At 68.4% G+C, this 25903-nt stretch carries 27 protein-coding genes and 1 tRNA gene; 11 read left to right on the top strand and 17 right to left on the bottom strand.

Translation table 11 applies throughout. The features are described from left to right. The first annotated feature begins 19 nt into the window (after positions 1–19). On the top strand, positions 20–1468 hold the full coding sequence (locus EHF32_RS03335; protein ID WP_137416809.1) for a hypothetical protein: 1449 nt from the start codon (positions 20–22) through the stop codon (positions 1466–1468). A 262-nt stretch (positions 1469–1730) separates the two neighbouring features. Here the strand turns inward: EHF32_RS03335 and EHF32_RS03330 are convergent, their stop codons facing one another. The 11 genes from EHF32_RS03330 to rplU form a co-directional block, all read right to left on the bottom strand. Then, complete coding sequence (locus EHF32_RS03330; protein ID WP_137416808.1) at positions 1731–2219, bottom strand: hypothetical protein; 489 nt, start codon at positions 2217–2219, stop codon at positions 1731–1733. Positions 2220–2472: 253 nt separating this feature from the next. Next, positions 2473–2548: transfer RNA gene (locus tag EHF32_RS03325), tRNA-Ala, on the bottom strand. A 67-nt stretch (positions 2549–2615) separates the two neighbouring features. After that, entirely contained in the window at positions 2616–2993 is a 378-nt protein-coding gene (gene rsfS / locus EHF32_RS03320) for a ribosome silencing factor (protein WP_137416807.1), read from the bottom strand. After that, positions 2990–3940, bottom strand: coding sequence for a hypothetical protein (locus EHF32_RS03315; protein ID WP_137416806.1), 951 nt, complete (start codon positions 3938–3940; stop codon positions 2990–2992). Before EHF32_RS03315 ends, rsfS begins: the two co-directional genes overlap by 4 nt. Beyond that, complete coding sequence (gene nadD / locus EHF32_RS03310; protein WP_137416805.1) at positions 3937–4533, bottom strand: nicotinate-nucleotide adenylyltransferase; 597 nt, start codon at positions 4531–4533, stop codon at positions 3937–3939. Before nadD ends, EHF32_RS03315 begins: the two co-directional genes overlap by 4 nt. A gap of 11 nt (positions 4534–4544) precedes the next feature. Next, positions 4545–4769: a hypothetical protein gene (locus tag EHF32_RS03305; protein WP_137416804.1), complete on the bottom strand. Its 225-nt coding sequence runs from the start codon at positions 4767–4769 to the stop codon at positions 4545–4547. 50 nt (positions 4770–4819) lie between these two features. After that, complete coding sequence (locus tag EHF32_RS03300; RefSeq protein ID WP_137416803.1) at positions 4820–6079, bottom strand: glutamate-5-semialdehyde dehydrogenase; 1260 nt, start codon at positions 6077–6079, stop codon at positions 4820–4822. A gap of 9 nt (positions 6080–6088) precedes the next feature. Next, a complete protein-coding gene (proB, locus tag EHF32_RS03295) occupies positions 6089–6916 on the bottom strand; it encodes a glutamate 5-kinase (protein WP_137416802.1) in 828 nt (275 codons plus the stop codon). Then, entirely contained in the window at positions 6913–8403 is a 1491-nt protein-coding gene (obgE, locus tag EHF32_RS03290) for a GTPase ObgE (protein ID WP_137416801.1), read from the bottom strand. Before obgE ends, proB begins: the two co-directional genes overlap by 4 nt. Positions 8404–8479: 76 nt before the next feature. Beyond that, complete coding sequence (gene rpmA, locus EHF32_RS03285) at positions 8480–8737, bottom strand: 50S ribosomal protein L27 (protein ID WP_137416800.1); 258 nt, start codon at positions 8735–8737, stop codon at positions 8480–8482. 20 nt (positions 8738–8757) lie between these two features. Further along, positions 8758–9066 (bottom strand): 50S ribosomal protein L21, encoded by a 309-nt coding sequence (gene rplU / locus EHF32_RS03280; RefSeq protein WP_137416799.1) that lies wholly within the window; start codon positions 9064–9066, stop codon positions 8758–8760. 231 nt (positions 9067–9297) lie between these two features. On the opposite strand from rplU, the gene EHF32_RS03275 reads away from it, so the two are divergent. Beyond that, positions 9298–9570 carry a DUF4031 domain-containing protein gene (locus EHF32_RS03275; RefSeq protein ID WP_137416798.1) on the top strand — a complete coding sequence of 91 codons (273 nt, stop codon included), beginning with the start codon at positions 9298–9300 and terminating at the stop codon, positions 9568–9570. Positions 9571–9578: 8 nt separating this feature from the next. On the opposite strand, the gene EHF32_RS03270 is transcribed toward EHF32_RS03275, so the two are convergent. Continuing rightward, entirely contained in the window at positions 9579–12041 is a 2463-nt protein-coding gene (locus EHF32_RS03270) for an Rne/Rng family ribonuclease (RefSeq protein WP_443189853.1), read from the bottom strand. Positions 12042–12321: 280 nt separating this feature from the next. Between EHF32_RS03270 and EHF32_RS03265 the strand changes: the two genes are divergently transcribed. From EHF32_RS03265 to EHF32_RS03240, 6 genes are all read left to right on the top strand, one after another. Then, a complete protein-coding gene (locus EHF32_RS03265) occupies positions 12322–12924 on the top strand; it encodes a vitamin K epoxide reductase family protein (RefSeq protein ID WP_137416797.1) in 603 nt (200 codons plus the stop codon). A gap of 79 nt (positions 12925–13003) precedes the next feature. After that, positions 13004–13402: a YbaB/EbfC family nucleoid-associated protein gene (locus tag EHF32_RS03260; RefSeq protein WP_137416796.1), complete on the top strand. Its 399-nt coding sequence runs from the start codon at positions 13004–13006 to the stop codon at positions 13400–13402. A 4-nt stretch (positions 13403–13406) separates the two neighbouring features. After that, positions 13407–13706: a WXG100 family type VII secretion target gene (locus tag EHF32_RS03255; protein WP_137416795.1), complete on the top strand. Its 300-nt coding sequence runs from the start codon at positions 13407–13409 to the stop codon at positions 13704–13706. Then, entirely contained in the window at positions 13703–14026 is a 324-nt protein-coding gene (locus EHF32_RS03250; protein ID WP_137416794.1) for a hypothetical protein, read from the top strand. The genes EHF32_RS03255 and EHF32_RS03250 overlap by 4 nt, the downstream gene beginning before the upstream one ends. Continuing rightward, entirely contained in the window at positions 14023–15579 is a 1557-nt protein-coding gene (locus EHF32_RS03245) for a hypothetical protein (RefSeq protein ID WP_137416793.1), read from the top strand. Before EHF32_RS03250 ends, EHF32_RS03245 begins: the two co-directional genes overlap by 4 nt. A 49-nt stretch (positions 15580–15628) precedes the next feature. Beyond that, a complete protein-coding gene (locus EHF32_RS03240; RefSeq protein WP_137416792.1) occupies positions 15629–16081 on the top strand; it encodes a hypothetical protein in 453 nt (150 codons plus the stop codon). A 61-nt stretch (positions 16082–16142) separates the two neighbouring features. Here EHF32_RS03240 and ndk read toward each other — a convergent pair whose 3' ends face one another. The 5 genes from ndk to EHF32_RS03215 all read right to left on the bottom strand — a co-directional run bounded on the left by ndk (position 16143) and on the right by EHF32_RS03215 (position 22490). Next, a complete protein-coding gene (ndk, locus tag EHF32_RS03235) occupies positions 16143–16559 on the bottom strand; it encodes a nucleoside-diphosphate kinase (protein WP_137416791.1) in 417 nt (138 codons plus the stop codon). 6 nt (positions 16560–16565) lie between these two features. Beyond that, the gene (locus EHF32_RS03230; RefSeq protein ID WP_137416790.1) at positions 16566–16973 is read right to left on the bottom strand and encodes a DUF4233 domain-containing protein; all 408 of its coding nucleotides are present in this window, start codon (positions 16971–16973) and stop codon (positions 16566–16568) included. Continuing rightward, positions 16970–18334, bottom strand: coding sequence for a bifunctional folylpolyglutamate synthase/dihydrofolate synthase (locus EHF32_RS03225; protein ID WP_137416789.1), 1365 nt, complete (start codon positions 18332–18334; stop codon positions 16970–16972). Before EHF32_RS03225 ends, EHF32_RS03230 begins: the two co-directional genes overlap by 4 nt. Next, positions 18331–21717, bottom strand: coding sequence for an isoleucine--tRNA ligase (gene ileS / locus EHF32_RS03220; protein ID WP_137416788.1), 3387 nt, complete (start codon positions 21715–21717; stop codon positions 18331–18333). Before ileS ends, EHF32_RS03225 begins: the two co-directional genes overlap by 4 nt. A gap of 311 nt (positions 21718–22028) precedes the next feature. After that, positions 22029–22490 (bottom strand): MarR family winged helix-turn-helix transcriptional regulator, encoded by a 462-nt coding sequence (locus EHF32_RS03215; RefSeq protein WP_137416787.1) that lies wholly within the window; start codon positions 22488–22490, stop codon positions 22029–22031. A gap of 57 nt (positions 22491–22547) precedes the next feature. Here EHF32_RS03215 and EHF32_RS03210 point away from each other — a divergent pair, with 57 nt between their 5' ends. From EHF32_RS03210 to EHF32_RS03200, 3 genes are all read left to right on the top strand, one after another. After that, the gene (locus EHF32_RS03210; RefSeq protein WP_137416786.1) at positions 22548–22916 is read left to right on the top strand and encodes a VOC family protein; all 369 of its coding nucleotides are present in this window, start codon (positions 22548–22550) and stop codon (positions 22914–22916) included. 122 nt (positions 22917–23038) lie between these two features. After that, complete coding sequence (gene valS / locus EHF32_RS03205; RefSeq protein ID WP_137416785.1) at positions 23039–25624, top strand: valine--tRNA ligase; 2586 nt, start codon at positions 23039–23041, stop codon at positions 25622–25624. A 1-nt stretch (position 25625) separates the two neighbouring features. Beyond that, positions 25626–25877, top strand: coding sequence for a hypothetical protein (locus EHF32_RS03200; RefSeq protein ID WP_137416784.1), 252 nt, complete (start codon positions 25626–25628; stop codon positions 25875–25877). The last annotated feature ends 26 nt before the right edge of the window (positions 25878–25903 follow it).

The raw sequence follows: 25903 nt of genomic DNA, 5'->3' as shown, positions 1-25903 counted from the left end.
AGCAAAACGCTCTCCGGACATGCCGGGGCGAGTCAAGGAGACTGGCGCGCAGTACTACCTAATCGGGCCGAACATTGACGCGCTCGACGAGCGGCTCCCGGAAGAGTTTCGTGGCACGCTCATCCGCTCGACGTTCAAGCCAGTCGCAGTTGACGTAATCGACCGCTCTCAGGTGGAGGACCCCCGCCAGGACCTTCTTCGCACTGTCCATGAACTTGACGGTTCGACTCTCGTGTTCACCGGAAGTCCTGAGAAGGCAGAGGCTCTTGCGGTAACGCTCGGTACAACGAGTCATGCTGTCCCAGGAGGCCTGGCGACAGAGGTGGCTGGCTGGATCGCCTCGAACTACGACGAGTCGTGGGATATCGTCGCTGCCCTGCGCTCCGGCGTCGCTGTGCACACCGGGCCGCTCCCGCGAGGTCTTCAGCGGATTATGGTGCGCCTCTTCAACGAGGGCCTTGTCGGGGTGATGGTGTGCACATCGACGCTGATTGAGGGAGTGAACACGTCGGCTCGGAACGTCATCATCTTCGAGAAGAAGATCGATGGCCAGCTGATCGACTTCTTCACCTTCAGTAACATTCGAGGCCGCGCCGGGCGGATGTTCCGTCACTTCGTCGGACGTGTTGTCACGTATATGTCGCCACCCGACGACACGGCCACCGTCGTAGACATCCCTATCGAAACGCAGTCGGATCTCGCGGCGGACGCCGATCTGATCCAGCTCCCCAACTCGTCGCTCGACGAGCGCGCTATGGAACGCGTGGCCGAACTGTTCGAGCAGGACGTTCTGAGTATCGACACGTTGCGCAGAAACCGGGGTCTTGATCCGTCTCTGCAAGTCGCCGCGGCGAGAGAACTGAGAAGTCGGCCGCAATCATCGCGGGAGAACCTCACCTGGCAGGGCCGCCCGACGTATACGCAGGCGCGTGAGACTCTCGAGTTCGCCTTCTACCATCTCCTCGAAAGTCACCAGCGCCGTGGGATCAACTTCAACATGATGTGGGGCAAGCTCCAGAACGCACGCCACAATGCCGGCGATCTCGCGGCACAGGTCGATCAGGCGATGACATATGCGCGGCAGGATCAGGACAGGAGCGACGTCGTCACTGATGTCCTTCGCTTCCAGCGGAACTGGATGGGGCACACGATTCCGTCAATGCTTCGAGGACTGCAGAACATCCAGGCTGAAATCGTCTCGGACGGGCCGCGCCCTAATTATGAGTATTTGCTGCGTGAGATCGAGAGCCTGTACCTGCCGAACAGCGTCGCCGAGCTCGAAGACTACGGGCTTCCAACGCCGCTCGCGATGCGTCTTTTTGAGCTCGGGTTGCGGCGCGGCGAGGTCACCGAGATCATTCAGGACCTTGAGCGTGTCGCGAGCGATCCTGCAGTGACGTCCAGGCTCTCGGTGGTCGAACACTGGATCCTTAAAGATGTTGTCAGCGGGATCTCTGGGACTCCGTAGCCTGGACGGAAGGGGTGATCGCGAAGCGTGCGTAGCCACTCGAGGACACGCCAGGCGATGCGCGCAGCCATTTCGGAAACTTCAATTAAGCCGGCGCCGCGAGAGCTTGACCTGCGCTCGGCAGACAGCCGAGCGATGACGAGCAGTGTGTCGAGAGCGATTACTAGTGCACCTGGCTAGGAGCGATGTCGAGAGCACGATCGGGTCCGTCAAAGGTGCACTGCCCGTATGGGGATCAAATCCGCGCATTAGCAGTACTGCGTCACGCCTTCCGCGCCGCTCGCACCACCAACAGGACGAGGTACGCGACGAGTAGCACGATCCCGATCGGGAGCGCCCCCGCCGTAAGGACGGAGTGAGTCACGAGCTGCGACAGCGCACCGAGGCTCGCGGCTGCCAACGCCGCAACCCCGAAGGGCAATAGAAGCCCAGCAAGCAACGTCCATGCGACGCTGACCGCGAGTGGCAGCGCCCGCAGCCACTTCGACCGCCAGACCTTGCGTGCGAGCACCCAGCCAGTCGGCAACGCGATCGCCGGCGCAACCACAATGCATGCCGCGCCGATCATCTCGCCGGTACTGTCTTCGCCGACGTTATCGGCGGCCGGGATGGAGAGCAGGAATCCGACGACGGCGAACATGTGCGCCAACGCGGCGGCCGCAGTTGCTGCACCAGCAACAGTCCAGGTGATCGCCCGGTCGAGCCAGGGGCGAGTCCGCGCCTCCCTAGGTAGTTCGACCGCCGTAGCCATGGAGACACCGTAGCGGCGGCCCCGGCGCATCGCTGGCGTCGCGGCTCAGATCCGCGTGAGACCGGGCAACGATCCGGTCCGGAATACGAACAGCGGTCGCGCCGGATGCCACCCGACGGGAGATACCCCGATACCCGGCACATCTACCTCTCGCGGGGTGCCCACGGTCGCGGAGCGCGACCGAACCCGGTACCGAAGACGAAAGCAAACGCCCGATCAGACATCCTTACGTATGTCCAATCGGGCGTCCTGTTGGTGGACCTGAGGGGACTCGAACCCCTGACCCCCTGCATGCCATGCAGGTGCGCTACCAGCTGCGCCACAGGCCCTCTGTCACCCGTTCGGGCAACTCATTCAGCTTACAACACGGATGAGTCGTGAGCGAAATCAGCCCGGTCACTCCGGGCGCGTCGGCACCGGCAGGTCGATGGGAACCGTCGGGCAGTCCTTCCACAGGCGCTCGAGGCCGTAGAATACGCGCTCCTGCTCGTGGAAGACGTGCACGACGAGGTCGCCGAAGTCCAACAGGATCCAGCGCGACTCCTCGCGACCTTCGCGGCGCAGACGCTTGACGCCGTGCTCGAGCAGCTGCTCCTCGATCTCGTCGGCGATGGCTGCCACGTTGCGCTCGTTGCGCCCCGTGACCAGAAGGAAGATGTCGACGAGCGGCAGCGGCTCCGAGACGTCGAGGGCCACGAGATCCTCGCCGCCCTTCGCGTCGGCCGCGCGTGCGGCGATCTGCAGCACCTCGACGGATGCGTCGGTGAGGGTCATGAGAAGAGTCCTGTCGATACGGCGAACACCAGCACGCCGACCAGCGCGAGTGCGAGCGCACCGGCGGTGATGGCGAGCACGAGCATGAGGCGGCTGCCCTTCTCGGGCGCCGGCGGGCGGATGATCTCGTCCGCGCTCTTGATGGTGCTGATCGCGGCACTGGCCGCGATCGGAGTGGGAGAGGATGCGGGCGGCAGCTCGCCGTCCACGAGAACGGCGTCGGCTTCCTTGCCGTCGGTGGTCCCGGGCGCGTGACCGCGCGAGCCGAGCCCCTCGGGCAACGCGAAGGTGCCGGTGATGAGCACCTCACCGGTCGCAGCGATGGGCGACGTGAAAGCATCCGCCGACGGCGTCTGCGAGAGGATCAGGGCGTTCGGAGTCGCGATGCTGCCCGTGGAGCCCTCTCGCGTCAGAAGGTGGTCGAAGGACGGCGGGAGCGCGACCTCGGGGACGCCGTCCTTGAGTAGCGCGGAGCCCAGCTGCGGCGAAACCACGGGTGCGGGCTCGTCGGCGAGTGCCGCCTCGGCCGCGGCCAGCGGCGTCTCATCGGCCGGTCGCTCATCCGCACTGGGGGTGAACAGCGCCGTCATCCCACCGGTCTCCGGGGCCGAGGAATCCTCCTCAGCGGGCTTCACGGTCGGCGTCTGCTCGGCAGTGTCGGGCGTGATCACGGGCACCGACGCGGTGCGGATACGCTCCTGCTCGCGCGCCTGGCGGCGGGTGAGCGGTGAGACGCCCAGGTCGACACTGGCGTCCGCGCGGGGCGCGGGCGGGACGACGGCCGGCGCGGCGGCGCGTGGAAGCGGCGCGGCCGGCTCGGGCTTCGGCTCGGGCTCGCTCGCGGGAGCGTCCTGCGGGTTCTGGATCGGGGTCGATCCGGTGTTGCGCAGGTCGCGCATCTGGCGCCGGGTCAGCGGCGGAGTGCTGGGCTGGTCAGGGTTGCTCATGCCTTACTCCGGTAGAGGTGGTGCTTCGCAATGTACTGGACGACTCCATCCGGAACGAGGTACCACACCGGTTGACCGTTGTGCACGCGGTTCCGACAGTCCGTCGAAGAGATGGCCAGGGCTGGGATCTCGAGCAGACTCACGTTCTTGCTCGGCAGACCTGCCGCCGACAGCGGGTGCCCGGGCCGGGAGACCGCCACGAAATGGGCGAGGTCCCACAGTTCATCATGGTCCCTCCAGCTGAGAATCTGCGCCACGGCATCGGCTCCCGTGATGAAGAAGAGCTCGGCATCGGGTCGTTGGGCCTGGAGGTCGCGAAGGGTGTCGATCGTGTACGTCGGCCCGGATCGGTCGATGTCGACCCTGCTGACGCTGAAGTCGGGGTTCGAAGCCGTCGCGATCACCGTCATCAGGTAACGATGCTCGCTCTCGGTCACCTGCGACTTCTGCCACGGCTCGCCCGTGGGGACGAAGATGACCTCATCGAGGTCGAAGGATGCGGCGACTTCGCTCGCCGCGACGAGATGACCGTGATGAACCGGGTCGAAGGTGCCGCCCATCACCCCGATGCGCGGCGCTCGACCTTCGCTCATCTGCCCGAGAGTCAGTGGCCGTGTCCGTGCGGTTCGAGATCGGCAGCGTGCTTCTTGGCGTACGCCTCGGCCTTGTGCGCGTGACGGTTGGCGACGTTGCGATACGACAGTGTCACGAGCGCGAGGGCGCTGAAGACGAGGAGCGCGAGGATCCCGTATCCGACGGTCTCCGCGGCGACGTTACCGTGGTGCTCGGCCTCCTCGGCGACAAGGGTGAGGAAGGGGGCGAGGCTCATCGGTTCTCCGATCGATCGGTGGGGCGCACGGGCGCTCCCAGCTTAGTCTGTCAGCCGCGGACCTGCCCGGAGCCGCGGACGACCCACTTGGAGCTCGTGAGCTCTCGCAGGCCCATAGGTCCTCGGGCGTGGAGCTTCTGGGTGGAGATGCCCACTTCCGCGCCGAAGCCGAACTCGCCACCGTCGGTGAAGCGCGTGGATGCGTTCGCCATCACGACCGCCGAGTCCACCTCGGCGAGGAACCGCTCGGCGTTGACCTCGTCGTCCGTGATGATCGACTCGGTGTGGTGCGTCGAGTAGCGCCGGATGTGCTCGAGGGCCGCATCCAGATCGTCGACCACGCGCATTGCGATGTCGAGACTCAGATACTCCGCCTGCCAGTCCTGCTCGTCGGCGGGGACGACGTCGGGCGCCAGCTGCGCGACCCTCTCGTCGCCGTGCACCGTGACACCGGCGCCCTGGAGGGCGGCCACCACGGGCCCCACGACACGCTCGGCGGCGGCGCGGTGCACCAGCACCGTCTCGGCCGCGTTGCAGACGCTGGGACGCTGAGCCTTGGCGTTCACCACGATCGCTTCGGCCCGCTCCAGCGGCGCACTCTCGTCCAGGTAGACGTGCACCACACCGGCGCCGGTCTCGATGACGGGCACGGTGGATTCGGTGACGACGGTCTCGATCAGCTGCGCACTGCCCCGCGGGACGAGCACGTCCACGATCCCGCGCGCGTGCATGAGCTCGGTGGCGCCCGCACGGCCGAAGGCGTCGAGCGTCTGAATCGCCTCCGGGTCGACGTCCTCCTCCGCGAGCGCGCCGCGCATCGCATCCACGAGCGCCGAGTTGGTGAGCTCGGCGGCGGTCCCGCCGCGCAGCACGACGGCGTTGCCCGAGCGCAGCGCGAGCGCAGCGATGTCGACGGTCACGTTCGGCCGCGCTTCGTAGATGGAGCCGACCACACCGAAGGGGACGGAGATCTTCTGGAGGTTCAGCCCGTTCGCGAGCGTCTTCTCCTCCAGCAGTCGACCCACCGGGTCCGGCAGCTGCGCGACCTCGCGCACAGCCTGGGCGAGAGCGCTCACGCGAGCGACGTCGAGGCTCAGCCGGTCCAGCAGCGCATCGGAGAGGCCCTGCTCGCGCCCCCGCTCGAGGTCCTCGCCGTTGGCGGCGACGATCTCAGCCGTCGCGGCCTCCAACGCTTCCGCGATGCGATCGAGGAGGCGGCTCTTCTGCGCGTCCGAGAGCCGTGCGATCTCGCGCGAGGCGGTCTTCGCGAGCAGCATCCGCTCGCCTGCGGTGACGGTCGTCAGACTCATCCGCTCAGTTTAGCGACGCGTCAGCACCGGTCCGGTCAGCGGGTGCTCCACCGGATGCGGATTCGGCGCGAACCACGTGCCGACCTCGTCGCCGCCGAGCGCGGACTCGACGAGGTCGATGCTCGTCACCAGCACGGCCACACCGGCGGCCGCGGCGAGCCGCGCCGCGGAGACCTTCGTGGCCGCTCCCCCGGTCCCGACACTGTTCACGACGACGGAACCGAACTCATAGCCCGAAAGATCGTCGCCGTACGGCACCTCGGCGATCGGCCGCGCCCCGGGCTCGTCCGGCGGCCGCGTGTACAGGCAGGCGATGTCGCTGAGCAGGACGAGAGCGTCGGCGCTGATGAGCTGGGCCACCAGGGCGGCGAGACGGTCGTTGTCGCCGAAGCGGATCTCGTGGGTGGCGACGGTGTCGTTCTCGTTGACGATCGGCAGGATGCGCAGGCCGAGAAGACGCTCCATCGCCCGGCGGGCATTGGAGCGATGGGTCGGATTCTCCAGGTCGCCCGCCGTCAGCAGCACCTGCCCCGCCACCACGGCGAAGGGGCGCAGTGCCTCTTGGTAGCGGTAGACGAGGATGTTCTGGCCCACCGCAGCGGCAGCCTGCTGCGTGGCCAGGTCGGAGGGTCTGGCATCGAGCGCGAGGTAGGGCATCCCGGTTGCGATCGCTCCCGACGAAACCAGGACGACCTCGGTGCCACGACCGTGCGCGGCGGCAAGAGCCTTCACGAGCGGCTGGATGTTCACCGCGTTGTCGCCGCTGATCGACGACGAGCCCACCTTGACGACGAGGCGCCTGGCCGCGGGCAGGTCGGCGCGCGAGCTCACGCTCACTCGTCGCCCTCGCGGATGCGCTCTGCCTCCAGCTCGGCGCGGGCGGCGGCCTTGGCGTCCATCCGCTCGTGGTAGCGCTCGCGGCGCTGGTTGGTCGTGCGGCGCCCGTCGAGGTTGAAGCGCGGATCGGTGCCGCGCGGAGCCGTCATGAGCTCCGCGGCGGACGACAACGACGGATGCCAGTCGAACACCACACTGTCGCCCTCTCCGATGACGACGGTCGCGCCCGGCGTCGCCCCGGCACGGAACAGTTCGTCTTCGACGCCCAGCTTGTCGAGCCGGTCGGCGAGGAAGCCGACGGCCTCTTCGTTCTGGAAGTCCGTCTGCTGCACCCACCGCACCGGCTTCTCGCCGAGAACGCGGTACACCGGACCGTACGTGCCACCCTCGACGCGCACCGAGAACTCCTTCTCGGAGCCCTTGGGCCGGATGATGATGCGCTCGGGCGCCGGCTCAGCGGCGACCTCGGCACGGTGCTTCTCGACGATCTCGCCGAGCGCGAAGGTGAGCTCTCGCAGACCCGCGCGGCTCACCGTGGAGATCTCGAACACGCGGTAGCCGCGCTCCTCGAGATCGGGGCGCACCAGGTCGGCGAGATCACGCGCTTCGGGCACGTCGACCTTGTTCAGCGCGACGACCTGCGGACGCTCCAGGAGCGGAACCTGGCCCTCGGGGACCTCGTAGGCGGCGAGCTCGGCGAGGATGACGTCGAGATCCGACAACGGGTCGCGGCCGGGCTCCAGGGTGGCGCAGTCGAGCACGTGGACCAGCGCGGTGCAGCGCTCGACGTGACGCAGGAACTCGAGCCCGAGCCCACGACCGTCGCTCGCGCCCTCGATGAGTCCGGGCACGTCGGCGACGGTGAAGCGAACGTCCCCGGCCTGCACGACGCCGAGGTTCGGATGCAGCGTGGTGAAGGGGTAGTCGGCGATCTTCGGTCGGGCTGCGGACACCGCGGCGATGAGGCTGGACTTGCCCGCCGAGGGGTAGCCCACCAGGGCGACGTCGGCGACGGTCTTCAGCTCGAGACGGACGTCCCCCTCCCACCCGGGGGTACCCAGCAGAGCGAAGCCGGGGGCTTTGCGCTTGGTGGTCGCCAGCGCTGCGTTCCCGAGTCCGCCGCGTCCCCCGGGCGCGACGACGAAACGGATGCCGGGCTCGACCATGTCGGCCAGGACGGTGCCGTCCTCGTCCTTCACGACGGTGCCGACCGGCACCGGCAGCTCGATGGGCTCGCCCATCGCGCCGGAACGGTTGTCGCCCATCCCGAATCCGCCGTTCTCGGCGGTGCGGTGCGGCGAGTGGTGATACGACAGGAGCGTGGTCACCTGCGGGTCGGCGACGAGGACGATGTCTCCGCCGTTGCCGCCGTTGCCGCCGTCGGGGCCGGCGAGCGGCTTGAACTTCTCACGGCGCACCGACACGCAGCCGTTGCCGCCCTTGCCCGCGCGCAGGTGAAGCGTCACTCGATCGACGAACGTGACCATGGGTGCGCCCTCCTGGATATGAAGCGAGGGGCGGGCCGAAGCCCGCCCCTCGCCGACGTCTGCGTGTGACGGCGGATTACTCCGCGGCGCCCACGATGTTGACGACCTTGCGGCCGCCCTTGGTGCCGAACTGCACGGCGCCGGCCGACAGTGCGAAAAGCGTGTCGTCGCCACCGCGGCCGACATTGGCGCCGGGGTGGAAGTGCGTGCCGCGCTGACGGACGATGATCTCGCCCGCGTTGACGACCTGGCCGCCGAAGCGCTTCACGCCGAGGCGCTGTGCGTTCGAGTCACGACCGTTACGAGTCGAGCTCGCGCCCTTTTTGTGTGCCATTTCTTCGCCTCTTCCTGGACTTACTTGATGCCGGTGACCTTGACGCGCGTGAGGTCCTGACGGTGACCCTGGCGCTTCTTGTAACCGGTCTTGTTCTTGAACTTCTGGATCACGATCTTCGGGCCGCGCTCCTCACCGAGGACCTCGGCGGTGACCGTCACCTTGGCGAGCTTCGCCGCGTCGGTCGTGACCGCGTCGCCGTCGACGAGCAGGACGGCCGGCAGCTCGAGGGTCTCGCCGATCTTCGCCTGCTGGCGGTCGAGGACGACGATCGTGCCGACCTCGACCTTTTCCTGCCGGCCGCCGGCGCGCACAACTGCGTAAACCACTTCACACCTGTTTCGTCTTGGGAGCGCTCGGCTCCGATTGTCTGGAGGGACTCCGCCAGGGGCGGAGAAGTCCGGTGATGCATCGACTCGCACATCGTCAAGCCGGGTGCCCAGCGATAGGGCGACGCACCAAAGGAAGAGTTTACCCGATCGAGGGCCGAGGTGGCAAAAGGAGCCGGAGCGCGTGTCGCGCACGCCCGCGCGTCTTCTGCCGCCTCCTACGATCATCGGATGGCGATCCTCATCGACGACCCTCGTTGGCCCGCTCACGGACGCCTGTGGTCGCACCTGATCAGTGACAGCGATCTCGATGAGCTCCACGCCTTCGCCGCGGCAAACGGCATCCCCCGGCGGGGCTTCGATCTCGATCATTACGACGTCCCCGACGACGCGCACGAGCGTCTCGTGTCCGCGGGGGCGCGCGCCGTCGACGGCCACACGCTCGTTCGCGCGTTGATCGCTTCAGGACTGCGTGTCACCGCCCGCGAACGTCGCGGACGGTGACACGGGGCTCATTCGCCGTCGGGAACGTGGACGACCGGCGTGCCGGTGAGCGCCGCGGTCGTCACGCGGCGACGTCCGCGACCCTGCCCCGGCGCCTTCGGCTCGGGTAGCGCGTCCAGGACGGAGTCGAGCAGCAGCTCCTTCTCCGACTTCGGCTTCGCCTCGTGGCGCGGCTTCTTCCGCTTGGCGCGAGGACGCTCCTCGACCTGCTCGACGACCTCGACCGTTGCGACCGACACCTCGACGTCGGACACGATCGCCTCCTCGGAACCCGGGTGGATCGTGGATGCGGCGATCTGAGCCAGAGCTGACTTCACACCCGCGGTGATGACATGCGCCTGGCCCGCCGGCGCCTGGGGCTGCGTGTTCTGTCGCGAGCGGCGCCCGTTGCCGTTGTTGCCGCCACCGTTGCCGTTGCCATTGCCGTTGCCGTTGCCCGCGCCTCCGCGGTGCTTGACGACAGGGTCGTGGTGGACGATGACGCCGCGCCCGGCGCACACCTCGCAGGCCTCGCTGAAGGTCTCGAGAAGGCCGAGACCCAGCTTCTTACGGGTCATCTGCACGAGCCCGAGGGAAGTCACCTCGGCGACCTGGTGCTTCGTGCGGTCGCGACTCAGGCACTCGATCAGACGGCGCAGCACGAGGTCGCGGTTGGACTCCAGGACCATGTCGATGAAGTCGACGACGATGATGCCGCCGATGTCGCGCAGACGCAGCTGGCGGACGATCTCTTCCGCGGCCTCGAGGTTGTTCTTGGTGACGGTCTCCTCGAGGTTTCCACCGGAGCCGACGAACTTCCCGGTGTTGACGTCGACGACCGTCATGGCCTCGGTGCGGTCGATCACGAGCGAACCGCCGGAGGGCAGCCAGACCTTGCGGTCGAGTGCCTTCTCGATCTGTTCTGTGACACGGAAGTCGTCGAACGGGTCTCCCCCGCCCTCGTACCGCTCGACGCGCTCCAGGAGGTCGGGGGCGACGGCCTCGAGGTAGCCCTCGATGGTGTGCTGCGCCTCCTCACCCTGGATGAGCATCTTCGTGAAGTCCTCGTTGAACACGTCGCGCACGATCTTCACGAGAAGGTCGGGCTCGGAGTGCAGCAGCGCAGGCGCCTGAACGGACTCGTTCTGACGGCTGATGTGCTCCCACTGCGCGGTGAGGCGCTGCACGTCGCGGGTCAGCTGCTCCTCGGTCGCACCTTCGGCCGCGGTGCGGACGATCACGCCGGCGGACTCCGGCAGCACTTCCTTGAGGATGCGCTTGAGGCGCGCGCGCTCGGTGTCGGGCAGTTTGCGGGAGATGCCGTTCATCGCACCCCCGGGTACGTACACGAGGTACCGGCCGGGAAGCGAGATCTGGCTGGTGAGTCGAGCACCCTTGTGCCCGACGGGATCCTTCGTGACCTGCACGAGCACCTTGTCGCCGCTCTTGAGCGCCAGTTCGATGCGTCGCGGCTGGTTGCCGGTCTCGACCGCATCCCAGTCGACCTCGCCCGAGTAGAGGACGGCGTTGCGGCCGCGACCGATGTCGACGAAGGCGGCCTCCATGCTCGGGAGGACATTCTGCACACGACCGAGGTAGACGTTGCCGATGAGCGACGCGTCCTGGTTGCGTGCCACGTAGTGCTCCACGAGGACGTTGTCCTCGAGCACGGCGATCTGGATGCGGCCGTTCTTCGAACGGACGACCATCACACGATCGACCGCTTCACGGCGTGCGAGGAACTCCGCCTCCGTCACCACGGGGCGGCGGCGTCCGGCATCGCGGCCGTCCCGGCGGCGCTGCTTCTTGGCCTCGAGGCGGGTCGAGCCCTTGATGCGCTGCGGCTCGGTGATGACCTCGACGGCCCGCTGACGCGGCGCGCGGGCGGGTTCTCCGCTGTCGGCGCCGTCGCGCTCGGAGCCCCGTCGGCGGCCGCGTCGACGGCTCGATGACGACGGCGCATCCTCGTCCTCCGGCTCGGGCAGGGCGGGCAGCGCCACGACCTCGGGAGCGTAGAAGTGCAGCTGGGTGGAGACCGCCGACACGAAGACCTCGGGAAGCAGACCCAGCGAGACGGCCGTGACCGGACCGGGCTTCTCCGCGGGCTCCTCGGGCTTCTGCTCGACGACCGCGGCCGGTTCCTCGGGAGCAGAGACCGGCTCCTCGACGGCGGCGACGGACTCGTCGGATGCGGGCTCCGCCGCAACCGCGGCGGGATCGTCCGGCGTGGAGTCAGCGGATGCGTCGTCAGCGGACGGGGCGGCGGCGTCGGAGGTCTCCGGTGCGTCAGCGGGCTGCTCGACCGCGGCATCCGCATCGGCGTCACTCACCGGCGCAGCCTCTTCGGGCGCGTCGGCTGCGTCCGCAGTCTGCAAGACGTCGCCGGGCGACTCTTCCACCGCAGCGGGAGCGGCCTCGTCCACGGGGAACGTCAGCTGTTCGTCGCCCCGCTCATTGCGATCATCGGACTGGTTTGCGTCATCGGCCTTCACCGGCGTACTCCTCACCGGGGCGACACCGCGCGTCGCCCGGCAAAATCTCGTGCGGCGCCGCACCAGCGGTGCCGTCGGCTCATTCGGTCTGCAGCCGGCACACGGCACGGGCTGCGCGGGCGATCATTGCCCGAAGTCTGCGTCGATGTTCCGCACAGCGCGGCTGCGCAGGACATCGTCAGCCATTATCGCACTTCCGGCGCCGATCCGCGTCAGGCGCGGTGTCCGGCCCGTCGTCACCCTCAGCGCGTGCATGAGAACCCGGTGCCATAATCCGAACATGTCCGACACCCAGGCACCCGCACGCCCGATCGCTCTGGCCGTCTGGCTCATCATCGCCGGAGTCGTCGGCTGGATCGCCGCGTTCTCGCTCACGATCGAGCGCTTCCACCTCCTCGCCGACCCGAATGCCACCGCATCCTGCGATTTCAGCGTCCTCGTCCAGTGCACCGCCAACCTGCAGTCGTGGCAGGGCAGCGTGTTCGGTTTTCCCAACCCGATCCTGGGCCTGAGCGGATGGGTCGCGCCCGTGGTGGTCGGTGCCGCTCTCCTCGCGGGCGCCCGCTTCAACCGCTGGTTCTGGCTGGCGTTCTGGGCCGGCATGGCCTTCGCCTTCGCCTTCGTGTGCTGGCTGATCGCGCAGAGCATCTTCTCTCTCGGAACCCTCTGCCCCTGGTGCATGGTCACGTGGTCGGTGACGATCCCCTCGTTCTTCGCGGTGACCCTGCACGTGTTGCGCAACGGTGCCGTGCCCGTCGGCGATCGGGGGCGTCAGATCGCGAGCTCCCTTGCCGCTTGGGTGCCGCTGATGGCGGTGGTCGCGTTCGCGATCATCGCGGTGCTGGCGGAGATGCGGTTGCACGTGCTCGCCACGCTCTTCTGATTCCGGGCGCTGTCCACAGGCGTCTCCGACGAACTTCTCCGGCTCGCTAGGGTGATGGCGAGTCAGGGGAGGCAGCTCGATGTCGCTGGAAACAGACAGCCTGGCCGCGCTCGAAGCGGCACGGATGCGAGTGATCGCGCAGACCGAACGGGCGCGCACCGCCGCCCATGACGCGGCGCGCATGGCCGACGACGTGCGTGACGCGCGGGCGAGCATCAGCTCGGTCGGCCGCGAGGTGACCGTCACCGCCCGCGCGGGTGGGGCGATCGAACAGGTCGACATCGCGAGCGAAGCGCTCGATCTGGATGCCAGGACGCTGTCGCGCCTGGTGACCGAGACCGTGCGCGAGGCGCAGCGCGCCGCGGCGGAGGTCGCGTTGAACCGCATGGCCGAGTCGCTCGGCGCAGACTCCCCCGTCGTGGCGCAGACGCGCGATCAGGTGCGGGCGCAGTTCGGCGCCGGCACGGAACTGCGGTGAGACGATGCTGGAACAGCTGACCGTCACCCCGATCCGCCTCGCTGACGCCGCCACGAACATCCGCGACGCCGCGCAGGCCATCGACGACATCCTCGAACGGCTCGATGACGAGGCGAAGACGCTTCGCGCCGAATGGTCCGGTGAGGCGCAGATCGCCTTCGACGCGTCGCGCCTGCGTTTCTCGGACGCGCTCGAGAGCCGCACGGAAGCCGTGCGCAAGATCTGCGCCGCGCTGTCTGCGCTCGCGGACGGATATTCACAGATCGACCTCGAGAGCGCGCGCGCTCTGGGAGCAGCATCATGACCGGGGCAGCGAACCAGCGGATCGTTCTCGACGGCGACATCCTCACATCCCAGGTGAGCACCCTGCGCGAGGCGTCGAGCGCATTCTCGTCGGTGGCCGGCAAGGTCGACACCCCGCTGTCGGGTGATGCATTCGGTCTGCTGAGCCAGGGGATCCTCGTGCCCGCAGTACAGGCGCTCGCCGGTCGCTCGCGTGAGCTGGTGACCGCCGCACGCGAACTGACCGAGAAGATGGCCGACGGGACCGCCACCGCGCTGAAGGCTTTCTCGTCTCTCGAGGAGGATGCGGTCGACGCGTTCAACAAGGGAGACGATTCGTGAGCGGCGCAGCAGCCGTCGCGGGCGAGATCCGCAGCGGAAGCTGGGCGCGCGGACTTCCCGCATCCGGGCCGGGCGGCGACGCTTGCGCGCAGATTCCGGGTTTCGCAGGGCTGCTGCTGCAGTACGTCCAGCCGCTGCGAGAGCTGTTCGACCAGCTCCTGGGTAACTCGGCTGAGGTGGCAGGGTTCGCGGCCAACTGGGAGGACTCCGCCAGCGAGCTCGCACAGCTCGCCCCGCAGTTCACCAGCGCTCGCAACGCGCTCGCCGAACTGGACGGACGCACCGTGCGTGCCCTGCGCGAGCGGTACGAGGATCTTTCGGTGATCGCGACGGATGCAGCGGAGTGGACATCGGCGACCGCCGGCGCCCTCCGGCTCGCGGCGCGGATCGTCGATGCGACGCGGTCGTTCGTGTGCGACCTGCTGGTGCGTCTGTCGCGCTTCGCCGACGAGCTGTTCTCCTTCACGCTCAACCCGTTCGAGGCGGCCGACCGGATCAAGAACTTCGCCGAGGCCGCCTACGAGCTCGTCCAGGCCGGGGGGCGCCTGGTCTCAGATCTGCTCGAAGCACTCTTCGCGCTCGCATCCCTCATCCAGCGCCTCATGCCCCTCGTGGCCGAGGCCCTCGCCGAGCTGAAAGAGATCATCGCGCAGATGCTTCCCGCGATCGGCGGCACGATCGGGTCCGTCCTGGGGACGGCCTTCGGCCCGCTGGGCCCGCTCGGGGGCGGTCTCGTGGGCTCCATCCTGGGGGGCGCCGGTGAGAACTTCCTCCAGAAAGACGCCGATGTCGAAGAGCTGGACCCGGCGAACATGACCGAGGAGCAGCGCAAGGCGTGGGAGGAAGCCCAGGGCGTCAGGACGCTGGACTCGCTCTCTGATCTCGTGTCGGTCAACGGAACGACCGACCGCATGGGTGGCGAGGACGCATCCGTCATCGACATCAAGCGCGTGGTCGGCCCTGACGGCAAGGAGCACTGGGTCGTCTCACTGCCCTCTACGCAGGACTGGCAGCTGATGGGAGATACGGGCGCGCTCAACGATCGCGACTCGAATGTCGCACTGATGATGGACAATCCTGCGTTCAAGACGGTCTACGAGCGGGCTGTGCTGGAAGCGATGAACGACGCGGGCATCTCCCCCGGAGACGACGTCGTGCTCACCGGATTCAGTCAGGGCGGCATCATGGCGGCCAACCTCGCCTCCGACCCGACCTTCCCGTACAACACGGTCGGGGTCGTGACCAACGGTTCCCCGATCGACACGTTCGACATCCCGCCGAACATCCCCGTCTACGCGTTCCAGCACGCCAATGACGCGGTGCCGATGCTCGACGGCAACGTGTCCGGAGCGACGGGCACGAATGTGAACCGCGTGATCCTGCCCCCAATGAGCAACCCCATCGAGGCGCACAACAACGAGAACTACACCAACTCCGTGGCCGCGTGGGAGGCGCAGTACCGGGAGATCTACGGCACCGCGCCTCCGGGACTCGACCTGCTCACGGGAGAGGTGGTCGAGCACAGCATGTTCACCGCGTCCGAGGGTCGATGACCCTGTTCACCATCGTCGGCCGATCGGACGGCATTGAGAGGGGGGCGCCATGCGCTCGAGGTTTCTTCGCCGCGTGACGGCGGCCATGGCAGCCGTCGTCGCTGTTCCCGCGGCTCTCACGGGGTGCTTCGCGGCACCGCCGCTCGATTCGTCGTACGAGGAGAAGATTCCGGCGGCGCTGGAGTCCGCAGACCTCGGACTCTCCGACGTGTGGGCGAGTCGGAGCACCGACGGCTTCGCCGTCGTGCTCAATGTCGGCGGGACGTCCGCGCGAGACGATGTATCCCCCGACGACCTGCGGGCGATGCTCCAGATCATCCGAGCGAACAACACTCTCGGCGGAGACAAGCTCGACTTCTCCTTGCGCAACGCGGACGACAGTGCGTTCGTGGACCTCGACGGTCCCGCGCAGTCCCTCGGAGCACCGGGACGTGTGAGCGCAAGCGACGGCCCCTTGGGGATCGTGCTGGACTGGGACAAGGTCAACAGCATCATCGGCTGAGCACTTCCACGACGAAGCCCGCCCCTCGAGCGAGGGGCGGGCTTCGTCGTGAGCGGGAAGGTCAGCCGAACCAGATGCCGAGCTCGCGCGCAGCGGACTCGGGGCTGTCGCTACCGTGCACCAGGTTCTGCTGAACCTTGAGACCCCAGTCGCGGCCGAAGTCGCCGCGGATCGTGCCGGGAGCGGCGGTGGTCGGATCGGTGGTGCCGGCGAGGGAACGGAAGCCCTCGATGACGCGGTCGCCGGCGAGGCGGATCGCGACCGACGGCCCCGACATCATGAACTCGACGAGGGGCTCGTAGAACGGCTTGCCCTCATGTTCGGCGTAGTGCTGCTCGAGACGCTCCCGGTCGGGCTCGACCAGGCGCAGGTCGACGAGCGCGTAGCCCTTCGCCTCGATACGGGCGAGGATGGCGCCGGTGAGGCCGCGGGCCACACCGTCCGGCTTGACGAGGACGAGGGTTTCTTCGATGGCCATGATGGGTCAATCTCCGTTCGCAGTCGCGGATGCGGCGGCCAGACGCGCGTTGCGGCGGTCCAGCGAGGCTCCCTTGATCGTCGCATACGCCCACATGCCACCGAAAATGAACGCGACGAGCAGGATGGCGGGTTCGAGGATCGCCGACGCGGCGAGGAGCACCTGCAGCGCCCATCCGAGAGCGATCCCCCATCGCCAGCGCACGACCCCGCTCGCGGCGATCATCACGACGGCGAAGACGGACCCCACGACGATCGCCCACCACGGCTCGACACCGTCGGGCGTGGACTTCAGCCCGTAGATCACGAGCCACGCGAGAAAGACGACGATCGTCTCGAAACCGAGCACGACCTGTGCGAGCGACTCCTGCGCGCCGCGCTGACGCCGCACCCGCGGCGGTCGCTTGCCGCTCATGCCGACCACCCGTCCTTCCACGCCTCAGCCTCTGCGAGGGCGAGCGCCTCTCCGGCCAGCACGACGGACCCGGCGATGACAACGGCGCGTCGATCGGATGCGGCCGCCCACTCCCGGGCGGCCTCGGCCGCGTCCGCGAGGTCGGTGTGGACGGTCACGCGCAGGCCCCGTGCCTCGACGAGGTCCGCGATCGTGTCGGCGTCGTTCGCCCGCTCGGAGTCGGGAGCCGTGGCGAACACGTGGGCGGCGATGGGGGCGAGCGTCGCGACGATCCCCTCCGCATCCTTGTCGCCGAGGACGCCGAGCACGACGCCCCACTCGTCGAAGTCGAAGGATCCGCGCAGCGCCTCGACGAGAGCCGCGGCGCCGTGCGGGTTGTGCGCCGCGTCGACGACGACCGTGGGATGCGCGCCGACCAGCTGGAGGCGTCCGGGCGAGGACGCCTGGCCGAGGCCGTCGGTCACCACGTCAGGGGCGAGTGCCTGGGAGCCCGCGCCGATGAGGGATTCGACGGCGGCGATCGCCAGGGCGGCGTTGCGACCCTGATGCTCTCCGTAGAGCGGCAGATACAGCTCTGCATACTCGCCGGCGAGCCCCTGCACATCGAGAAGCTGTCCCCCGACGGCGAGGCGATAGGAGCGCAGCGCGAAGTCGGTGCCTTCGACCGCGATCGTCGCTCCCCGAACGGCGGCGGCCTCGCGCAGCACGCGATCGACCTCCGGCTCCTGGGCGGCGGAGACGACCGCAGCGTCCTGCTTGATGATCCCGGCCTTCACGCGGGCGATCTTCTCGATCGTGTCGCCGAGACGGTCGGCGTGATCCATGCCGACGGGGGCGATGACCGCGACGTCGCCGTCGGCGGTGTTCGTCGAGTCCCACTCGCCGCCCATACCGACCTCGATCACGGCCACGTCGACGGGGGCGTCGGAGAAGGCCACGAACGCGAGGACCGTCAGCACCTCGAAGAAGGTGAGTCGGGCGCCGCCCTCGGCGAGCAATTCCGCGTCCACCAGCTCGATGAACGGGAGGATCTCCTCCCACGCCTCCACGACCGCGGCATCCGCGATGGGCTCGCCGTCGACCATGATGCGCTCGGTGAAACGCTCCAGGTGCGGGCTCGTGAACAGCCCCGTGCGCAGCCCCATGGTCCGCAGCAGGCTCTCGATCAGCCGGCTCGTGGAGGTCTTCCCGTTCGTTCCCGTCACATGGACGACGCGATAGGTGCGCTGTGGGTCGTCGAGCAGCTCCAGCACCCGCCGCGTGCGCTCGATGCGCGGCTGCACCCACTGCTCGCCCTGCCGCTCCAGCAACGCCGCGTAGACGGCGTCCGCGCGATTGCGCTCGTTCTCGGTTCCGCTCATCGTGCGACCTCCACTCGTGCGACGCCCACCGTGAATGCACCCGCGTTCGCGTACGCACCGGCGGCGAACTCCCCGGTGTGCTCGACGTCGTCGCTGTCGACCGCTCGGCGCACGCGCTCGGCACCGTCGGCGCCGGTCACCAGCACCTGAAGCGCGAGGGTCTCCCCCGCCACGTCCGCCGCATCGAACGCCGACGCAACGGCGTCCGCGTCGCCCGCATCCGCGAAGGTCAGAACGAGCCGGATGCGGTCGCTGACCTCGAAGCCCGCGGCCTTGCGCGTGTCCTGCACGGCCCGGATCACATCGCGTGCGAGACCTTCCGCTTCGAGAGCCGGCGTCGTCGCGGTCGCGAGCAGCACGAAACCTCCGCCGCCGAGCACGGCGAGCGCCTCGCCCTCCGGCCGGCCGCTGGTCTCGAAGACGAGGTCGTACTCCGCGGGCTCGAGAGCGATGCCGCCCGCCGTCACGACGCCGTCGCGCTCGGACCAGTCCCCGTCCTTCGCGGCGCGGATGACCTGCTGCACGAGCTTTCCGAGGCGCGGGCCTGCGGCTCGCGCATTCACCGTGAGGCGGTGCGTGATGCCGTACTCCGCCGCGGTGTGCTCGCCGAGATCGACCAGTTCGATCGCCTTCACGTTGAGCTCGTCGCGCAGGATGTCGTCGAACTGGCCGAGCGCACCCGCGTGCGGCACGACGACGGTCAGCAACGGCAGCGGCAGGCGCACGCGCTTGCCCTCGCGCTTGCGCAGGGCGTTGGCGACCGAGGAGACCTCGCGCACCGCATCCATCGCCTCACGGATGTCGGCGGCGTCGGCGAACGCGGCTGCGTCGGGCCAGTCGGTCAGGTGCACGCTGCGACCTCCCGTGAGCCCCTGCCAGACGCGCTCGGCCACGAGCGGGATGAGCGGCGCCGCCACGCGCGTGAGCGTCTCGAGCACCGTGTAGAGCGTGTCGAAGGCCTCCGTCGAGCGGGCATCGCCTGCGACCCCCACCCAGAACCGGTCGCGTGAGCGACGGATGTACCAGTTCGTCAGCACCTCGGCGAAGTCCCGCAGGCGTGCGGCGGCCGTCGTCGAGTCGAGCACCTCGAGGTCGGCGGCGACATCGCGCACGAGGTCGCCGGTGAGGGCGAGGATGTAGCGATCGAGGACGTCGGTCGAATCCGTGCGCCACGTCGCCTCGTACCCGGAGCCGTCGGGCCCGCCGGCGGCGTTGGCGTAGGTGGAGAAGAAGTACCACGTGTTCCACAGCGGCAGCAGGAACTCGCGGACGCCCGCACGGATGCCTTCCTCGGTCACCACGAGGTTGCCGCCGCGCAGCACCGAACTCGACATGAGGAACCACCGCATGGCGTCGGATCCGTCGCGGTCGAAGACCTCGCTGACGTCGGGATAGTTGCGCAGCGACTTCGACATCTTCTGCCCGTCGCTGCCGAGGACGATGCCGTGGCAGGAGACACCCGTGAACGCCGGACGGTCGAAGAGCGCGCCCGAGAGGACGTGCATGACGTAGAACCAGCCGCGCGTCTGCCCGATGTACTCGACGATGAAGTCGGCGGGTGCGTGGGTGTCGAACCACTCGCGGTTCTCGAACGGGTAGTGCACCTGGGCGTAGGGCATGGAGCCCGAGTCGAACCACACGTCGAAGACGTCCTCGATCCGCCGCATGGTCGATGCCCCCGTGGGGTCGTCCGGGTTCGGCCGCGTCAGCTCGTCGATATAGGGACGGTGCAGGTCGACGTTGCCCTCGGGGTCGCGGGGTAGGCGACCGAAGTCGCGCTCGATCTCCTCGAACGAGCCGTACACGTCGATGCGCGGGTAGGCGGGGTCGTCGCTCTTCCACACCGGGATGGGTGAACCCCAGTAGCGGTTGCGGCTGATCGACCAGTCGCGCGCTCCCTCGACCCACTTGCCGAACTGGCCGTGCTTGACGTTCTCGGGTGCCCACGTGATCTGCTCGTTCAGCTCGACCAGGCGCTCCTTGATGTCGGTGACGCGCACGAACCAGCTGGAGACGGCCTTGTAGATCAGAGGGTTGCGGCAGCGCCAGCAGTGCGGGTAGGAGTGCTCGTAGCTGGCTTCGCGCAGCAGGCGCCCTTCCTGGCGCAGCAGACGGATGAGGGGGCGATTCGCGTCGAGCCACAGCTCACCCGCCACATCGGCGACCTGCGGCAGGAAGCGCCCGCCGTCGTCGAGGCTGACGATGGTCGGCAGGCCCGCCGCATCCGCGAGGCGCTTGTCGTCCTCACCGTAAGCCGGTGCCTGGTGGACGATGCCGGTGCCGTCGGTGGTCGTGACGTAGTCGTCGACGAGGATGCGCCAGGCGTCCTGGGTGCCCCACGTCTCGGCGTCCGCGTAGTAGTCGAACAGGCGGTCGTACGCCACACCCGACAGCTCCGCGCCGGCGATTCGGCGCTCCACGGCTTCGCGCGCCGCATCTGCGGAGTCGTAACCGAGATCCTTCGCGTGCGCGCCGACCAGGTCCGCGGCGAGCAGATAGCGGTGCGCGCTGGTCTCGAGGGCGTCATCAGGCGTTCCGTCGGGCGCCCGGTGGACGTCGGCGGCGCCCGCGGGACCGGCGGGCAGCACGGCGTACTCGATGGCGGGACCGACCGCGAGCGCGAGGTTGGTGGGAAGCGTCCATGGCGTCGTCGTCCACGCGAGTGCGCGCACCCCGGTGAGCCCCAGGGCCTCGGCCTTCGCGCCGACGAGCGGGAACGTGACCGTGACGGAGGGGTCCTGACGCATCTTGTAGACGTCGTCGTCCATGCGCAGCTCATGGCTCGACAGCGGCGTCTCGTCTCGCCAGCAGTACGGCAGCACCCGGTAGCCCTCGTACGCGAGCCCCTTGTCCCACAGGCTCTTGAACGCCCAGAGGACCGATTCCATGTAGCCGGTGTCGAGCGTCTTGTACCCGCGCTCGAAGTCCACCCACCGCGCTTGGCGGGTGACGTAGTCCTCCCACTCGTGCGTGTAGGCCAGCACCGATTCGCGGGCCTTCGCGTTGAAGGTCGCCACTCCCATCCGCTCGATCTCGTCCTTCTCGGTGATGCCGAGCTGCTTCATCGCCTCCAGCTCGGCCGGGAGCCCGTGGGTGTCCCAGCCGAAGACGCGGTCGACCTTCTTGCCCCGCATGGTCTGGAAGCGCGGGAAGAGGTCCTTGGCATATCCGGTGAGCAGGTGGCCGTAGTGCGGAAGACCGTTGGCGAACGGGGGGCCGTCGTAGAAGACCCACTCGTCGGCGCCCTCGCGTTGGGCGATGGATGCGCGGAAGGTGTCGTCCGCGGACCAGAAGTCGAGCACCTCGCGCTCGATCTCGGGGAAGCGCGGGCTCGGCGTGACGTCGGCAGCGGGCCCGAAGGCCGAGGAACGGGGGTAGGTCATCGTCATCTCGCAGGGGTCGAAGAACTCTTCCTGCCGGGACGACCGAAGCCGCGGTACCACCCTGCTTGCCGGAGAGAGACCCCGACCACTTTCACTGCGGCGATGACGGGCCTGCCCCGCTCGGTTCTACTGGGCGCGAACGCTGTTCTTCCGAGAGCTCCCCGGTGATGGCCGGATCTGTGCGTGTACCTGCGATTCTAGCGCGCTGAGAGGTGGATCCAGGTCGCCGAAACGGACGAGGTTGGCTACCGCGGAGTGGACATGCCGCACCTGGGCTTTGCGATCGATCGCGCCGAGGCGCGAGGCACGTCCTAGGCGGATGCGTCGGGCGCGGCCTGCAGAGAGCGCACCATGCTCGTCAGGGCGGCGAACGCGGCGGACTGCTCGGTGTCGGTCAGACCGGACAGCATCCGGGCCTCGACCGAACGCACCGCCGCGCTGGCCGCGTCGAGGCGTCGCCGCCCCAACGGGGTCAGCCGCGTGGGAAGGGCCTTGCCGACGGCGGCATCGGCGGGGCGGACGACCTCGCCGTCGCGCTCGAGCCCCTGCAGGAGCACGTTCATCGACTGGCGCGTCACGAACGTGCCCCGGGCGAGGTCCGAGTTGGTCGAGCCGGGCCGCTGCGCGAGCAGTTCCAAGCACGAGTAGTGCGTGATCGTCATGCCGAGCGGCCGGAGCACATCCTCCATCGCGACGCGCAGCGCGCTCGCCGCCTGCTTGACGAGGTAGCCCAGCGACGTGTCGAGATGGATCTGCGGGCCGGTTTGACTCATGTCAGTATTCTGACATAGATTGCATGTCAGTTATCTGACATAGAACAAGGAGTTCCCATGCCCGTCACCGGTCCCGACTTCATCTCCCTCCAGGTACGAGATCTCGATGCGTCGCAGGCCTTCTACGAGACCCACCTCGGACTCGTGCGCTCGCCCGCCGGCCCCCCGCACGCCGTGGTGTTCACGACGACACCCATCGCGTTCGCGCTGCGAGACCTCCTTCCCGACACCGACCTCTCCGGCGTCGATCAGCCGGGCATCGGCACGGCCGTCTGGCTGCATGCGACCGGGGTCCAGGAGATCCACGACGGGCTGGTCGCCGCGGGACACACCATCGTGTCGGCGCCCGCCGAAGGCCCGTTCGGACTCACCTTCACCTTCGCCGACCCGGACGGCTACCGGATCACGCTGCACGATCGCGCCTGATCCCTGAACCGGCCACGTGCCGCATCCCGGTCTCGGATGCGGCACGTCGGCGCCCCGGTAGACTTGCCGCACCGCACACTCAGGCACGCTCACACGGTGCCGCACATATCGAGGAGACACCCATGGCCATTCCCGACAAGCCCGCACTCGAGGGCCTCGAAGCCAAGTGGGACCAGACCTGGTCCGCCGAGGGCACGTACCTCTTCGATAGGGAGGCCGCGACGACCTCCGGCCGCGGCGGCGTCTTCTCCGTCGACACTCCTCCGCCGACCGCATCCGGCTCTCTGCACATCGGTCACGTGTTCAGCTACACGCACACCGACGTGAAGGTGCGCTTCGAGCGGATGCGCGGCAAGACCGTCTTCTACCCCATGGGATGGGACGACAACGGGCTGCCGACCGAGCGGCGCGTGCAGAACTACTACGGCGTGCGCTGCGACACCTCGCTGGCGTACGACCCCGACTTCACTCCCCCGTTCCGCGGCGACGCGAAGAGCCTGAAGCCGGCCGACCAGGTGCCGATCAGCCGCCGCAACTTCATCGACCTGTGCGAAGAGCTGACCCTCGAGGACGAGAAGGCGTTCGAAGCCGTCTTCCGCCAGCTCGGCCTCTCGGTCGACTGGACCCAGACGTACCGCACCATCTCGAACGACACGATCCGCACGAGCCAGTTGGCGTTCCTGCGCAATGTGGAACGCGGCGAGGCGTACCAGGCGCTCGCACCCACGCTGTGGGACATCGATTTCCGCTCCGCCATCGCCCAGGCCGAGCTGGAGGACCGCGAACAGCAGGCGTCGTACCATCGGCTCGCCTTCCACAAGACCGACGGCTCGGGCGACATCCACATCGAGACCACGCGCCCCGAGCTGCTCGCGGCGTGCGTGGCTCTCGTGGCCAACCCCAACGACGAGCGGTACCAGCCGTACTTCGGCCAGACGGTGCGCACGCCCGTGTTCGGCGTCGAGGTGCCCGTGCTCGCCCACCCTCTCGCGCAGCAGGACAAGGGATCGGGCATCGCGATGGTCTGCACCTTCGGCGACGTCACCGACATCATCTGGTGGCGGGAGCTGGATCTGCCGAACCGCACGATCCTCGGCAAGGACGGCCGCATCCTCCCCGATGCACCGGCAGCCCTCGAGACGGATGCGGCGAAGGCCGCGTACGCGGAGCTGGCAGGGCTCACGGTCTTCAGCGCCAAGAAGAAGATGGTCGAGCTTCTGGAGGCCTCCGGCGAACTCCTCGAGGTCTCGAAGCCCTTCAACCACCCGGTGAAGTTCTACGAGAAGGGCGACCGGGCCCTGGAGATCGTCTCGACGCGTCAGTGGTACCTGCGCAACGGTGCCCGCGACGAGGCCTTCCGCGAGAAGCTTCTCGCGCTCGGAGCGGGCATGCGGTGGCATCCCGACTTCATGCGCGTGCGCTACGAGAACTGGACCAACGGGCTCACGGGCGACTGGCTCATCAGCCGCCAGCGCTTCTTCGGCGTCCCGATCCCGGTGTGGTATCCGCTGGACGAGAACGGCGAGCGGATCGAGGGCGGTGTCATCGCGGCCGACATCGCCGCACTTCCCGTCGATCCGACGACCGACACCGCACCCGGTTACGACGAGTCGCAGCGCGGCGTCCCGGGCGGCTTCGAAGGCGAGAAGGACATCTTCGACACGTGGGCGACCTCCTCGCTCACCCCGCAGCTGGCCGGTGGCTGGCAGCGCGACGAAGAGCTGTGGGACCTCGTCGCACCTTTCGACCTGCGCCCGCAGGGCCAGGACATCATCCGCACCTGGCTGTTCTCCACGATGGTGCGCTCCGCCCTCGAGGACGACCGCGCGCCGTGGACGGATGCCGCCATCAGCGGCTTCATCGTCGACCCCGACCGCAAGAAGATGTCGAAGTCGAAGGGCAACGTCGTCACGCCTGCCGACATCCTGGATCAGCACGGCACCGACGCGGTGCGCTACTGGGCGGCATCGAGCCGGCTCGGCGCGGACGCCGCGTTCGACCCGCAGAACCCCACCCAGGTGAAGATCGGCCGGCGACTGGCGATCAAGGTGCTCAACGCGGCGAAGTTCGTGCTGTCGTTCCCCGTTCCCGAGGGCGCCCGGGTCACCCATGCGCTGGATGCGGCGATGCTCGCCACGCTCGATCGTGTCGTGCGCGACGCGACGACGGCTTTCGAGGCGTACGACCACGCGCGGGCTCTGGAGATCACCGAGTCGTTCTTCTGGACCTTCTGCGACGACTACCTCGAACTCGTCAAGGAGCGCGCCTACGACCAGGGCGACGTGGGTCAGGCCTCGGCGGCGCAGGCGCTGCGCACGGCCCTGTCGACTCTGCTGCGCCTGCTCGCCCCGGTGCTCTCCTTCGCGACGGAGGAAGCCTGGTCGTGGTTCGAGGAGGGCTCCGTGCACACCGCTCCGTGGCCCGAGCCGCTCACCGCGAACCACGGGGACGCCGATGCCGACGACCCCGCCGTCCTCACCGCGGCGAGCTCCGCGCTCATCGCCATCCGACGGGCCAAGACCGAGGCGAAGGCTTCGCAGAAGACGCCGATCGCGCGTCTGACCCTGGGGGCACCGTCGGCGATCGCCGCCGCCCTAGCGAGTGCCGAGGGTGATCTCAAGGCCGTGGGCCGCATCGCGGATCTCGCTATCGTCGACGCCGAGACGGTCCAGGTCGTCGATATCGAGTTCTCCCCGCAGGAGGTCTGACATGCAGCTCGGCACACGGTGGAGCGCCAGGACGGAGCCACCGGCCTCGGTTCCCGCTTCGCTCCGGGAGCAGATCGCCGCCGTCGAGTCGGCCATCACCGAGTCGCAGTGGTCCTCGCAGCCGACGCCGCGATGGACGCTGACCTGGCTCGAGGGTCGACCGGTCGCGGAGCTCGACACGGGCGTCATCGTGTCACTCGACGCCGACGGTACCGCGGTCGTGCGCCACGATGTCGACGACGAATTCGCCTGAGCCCGCCTCTCGGCCTCATCGCGAGC

This window comes from Microbacterium sp. RG1, assembly GCF_005347485.1.
Classification (GTDB): domain Bacteria; phylum Actinomycetota; class Actinomycetes; order Actinomycetales; family Microbacteriaceae; genus Microbacterium; species Microbacterium binotii_A.
The sequence above is the reverse complement of the archived record's forward strand: the minus strand, read 5'-3'. Positions and strand labels throughout refer to the sequence as shown.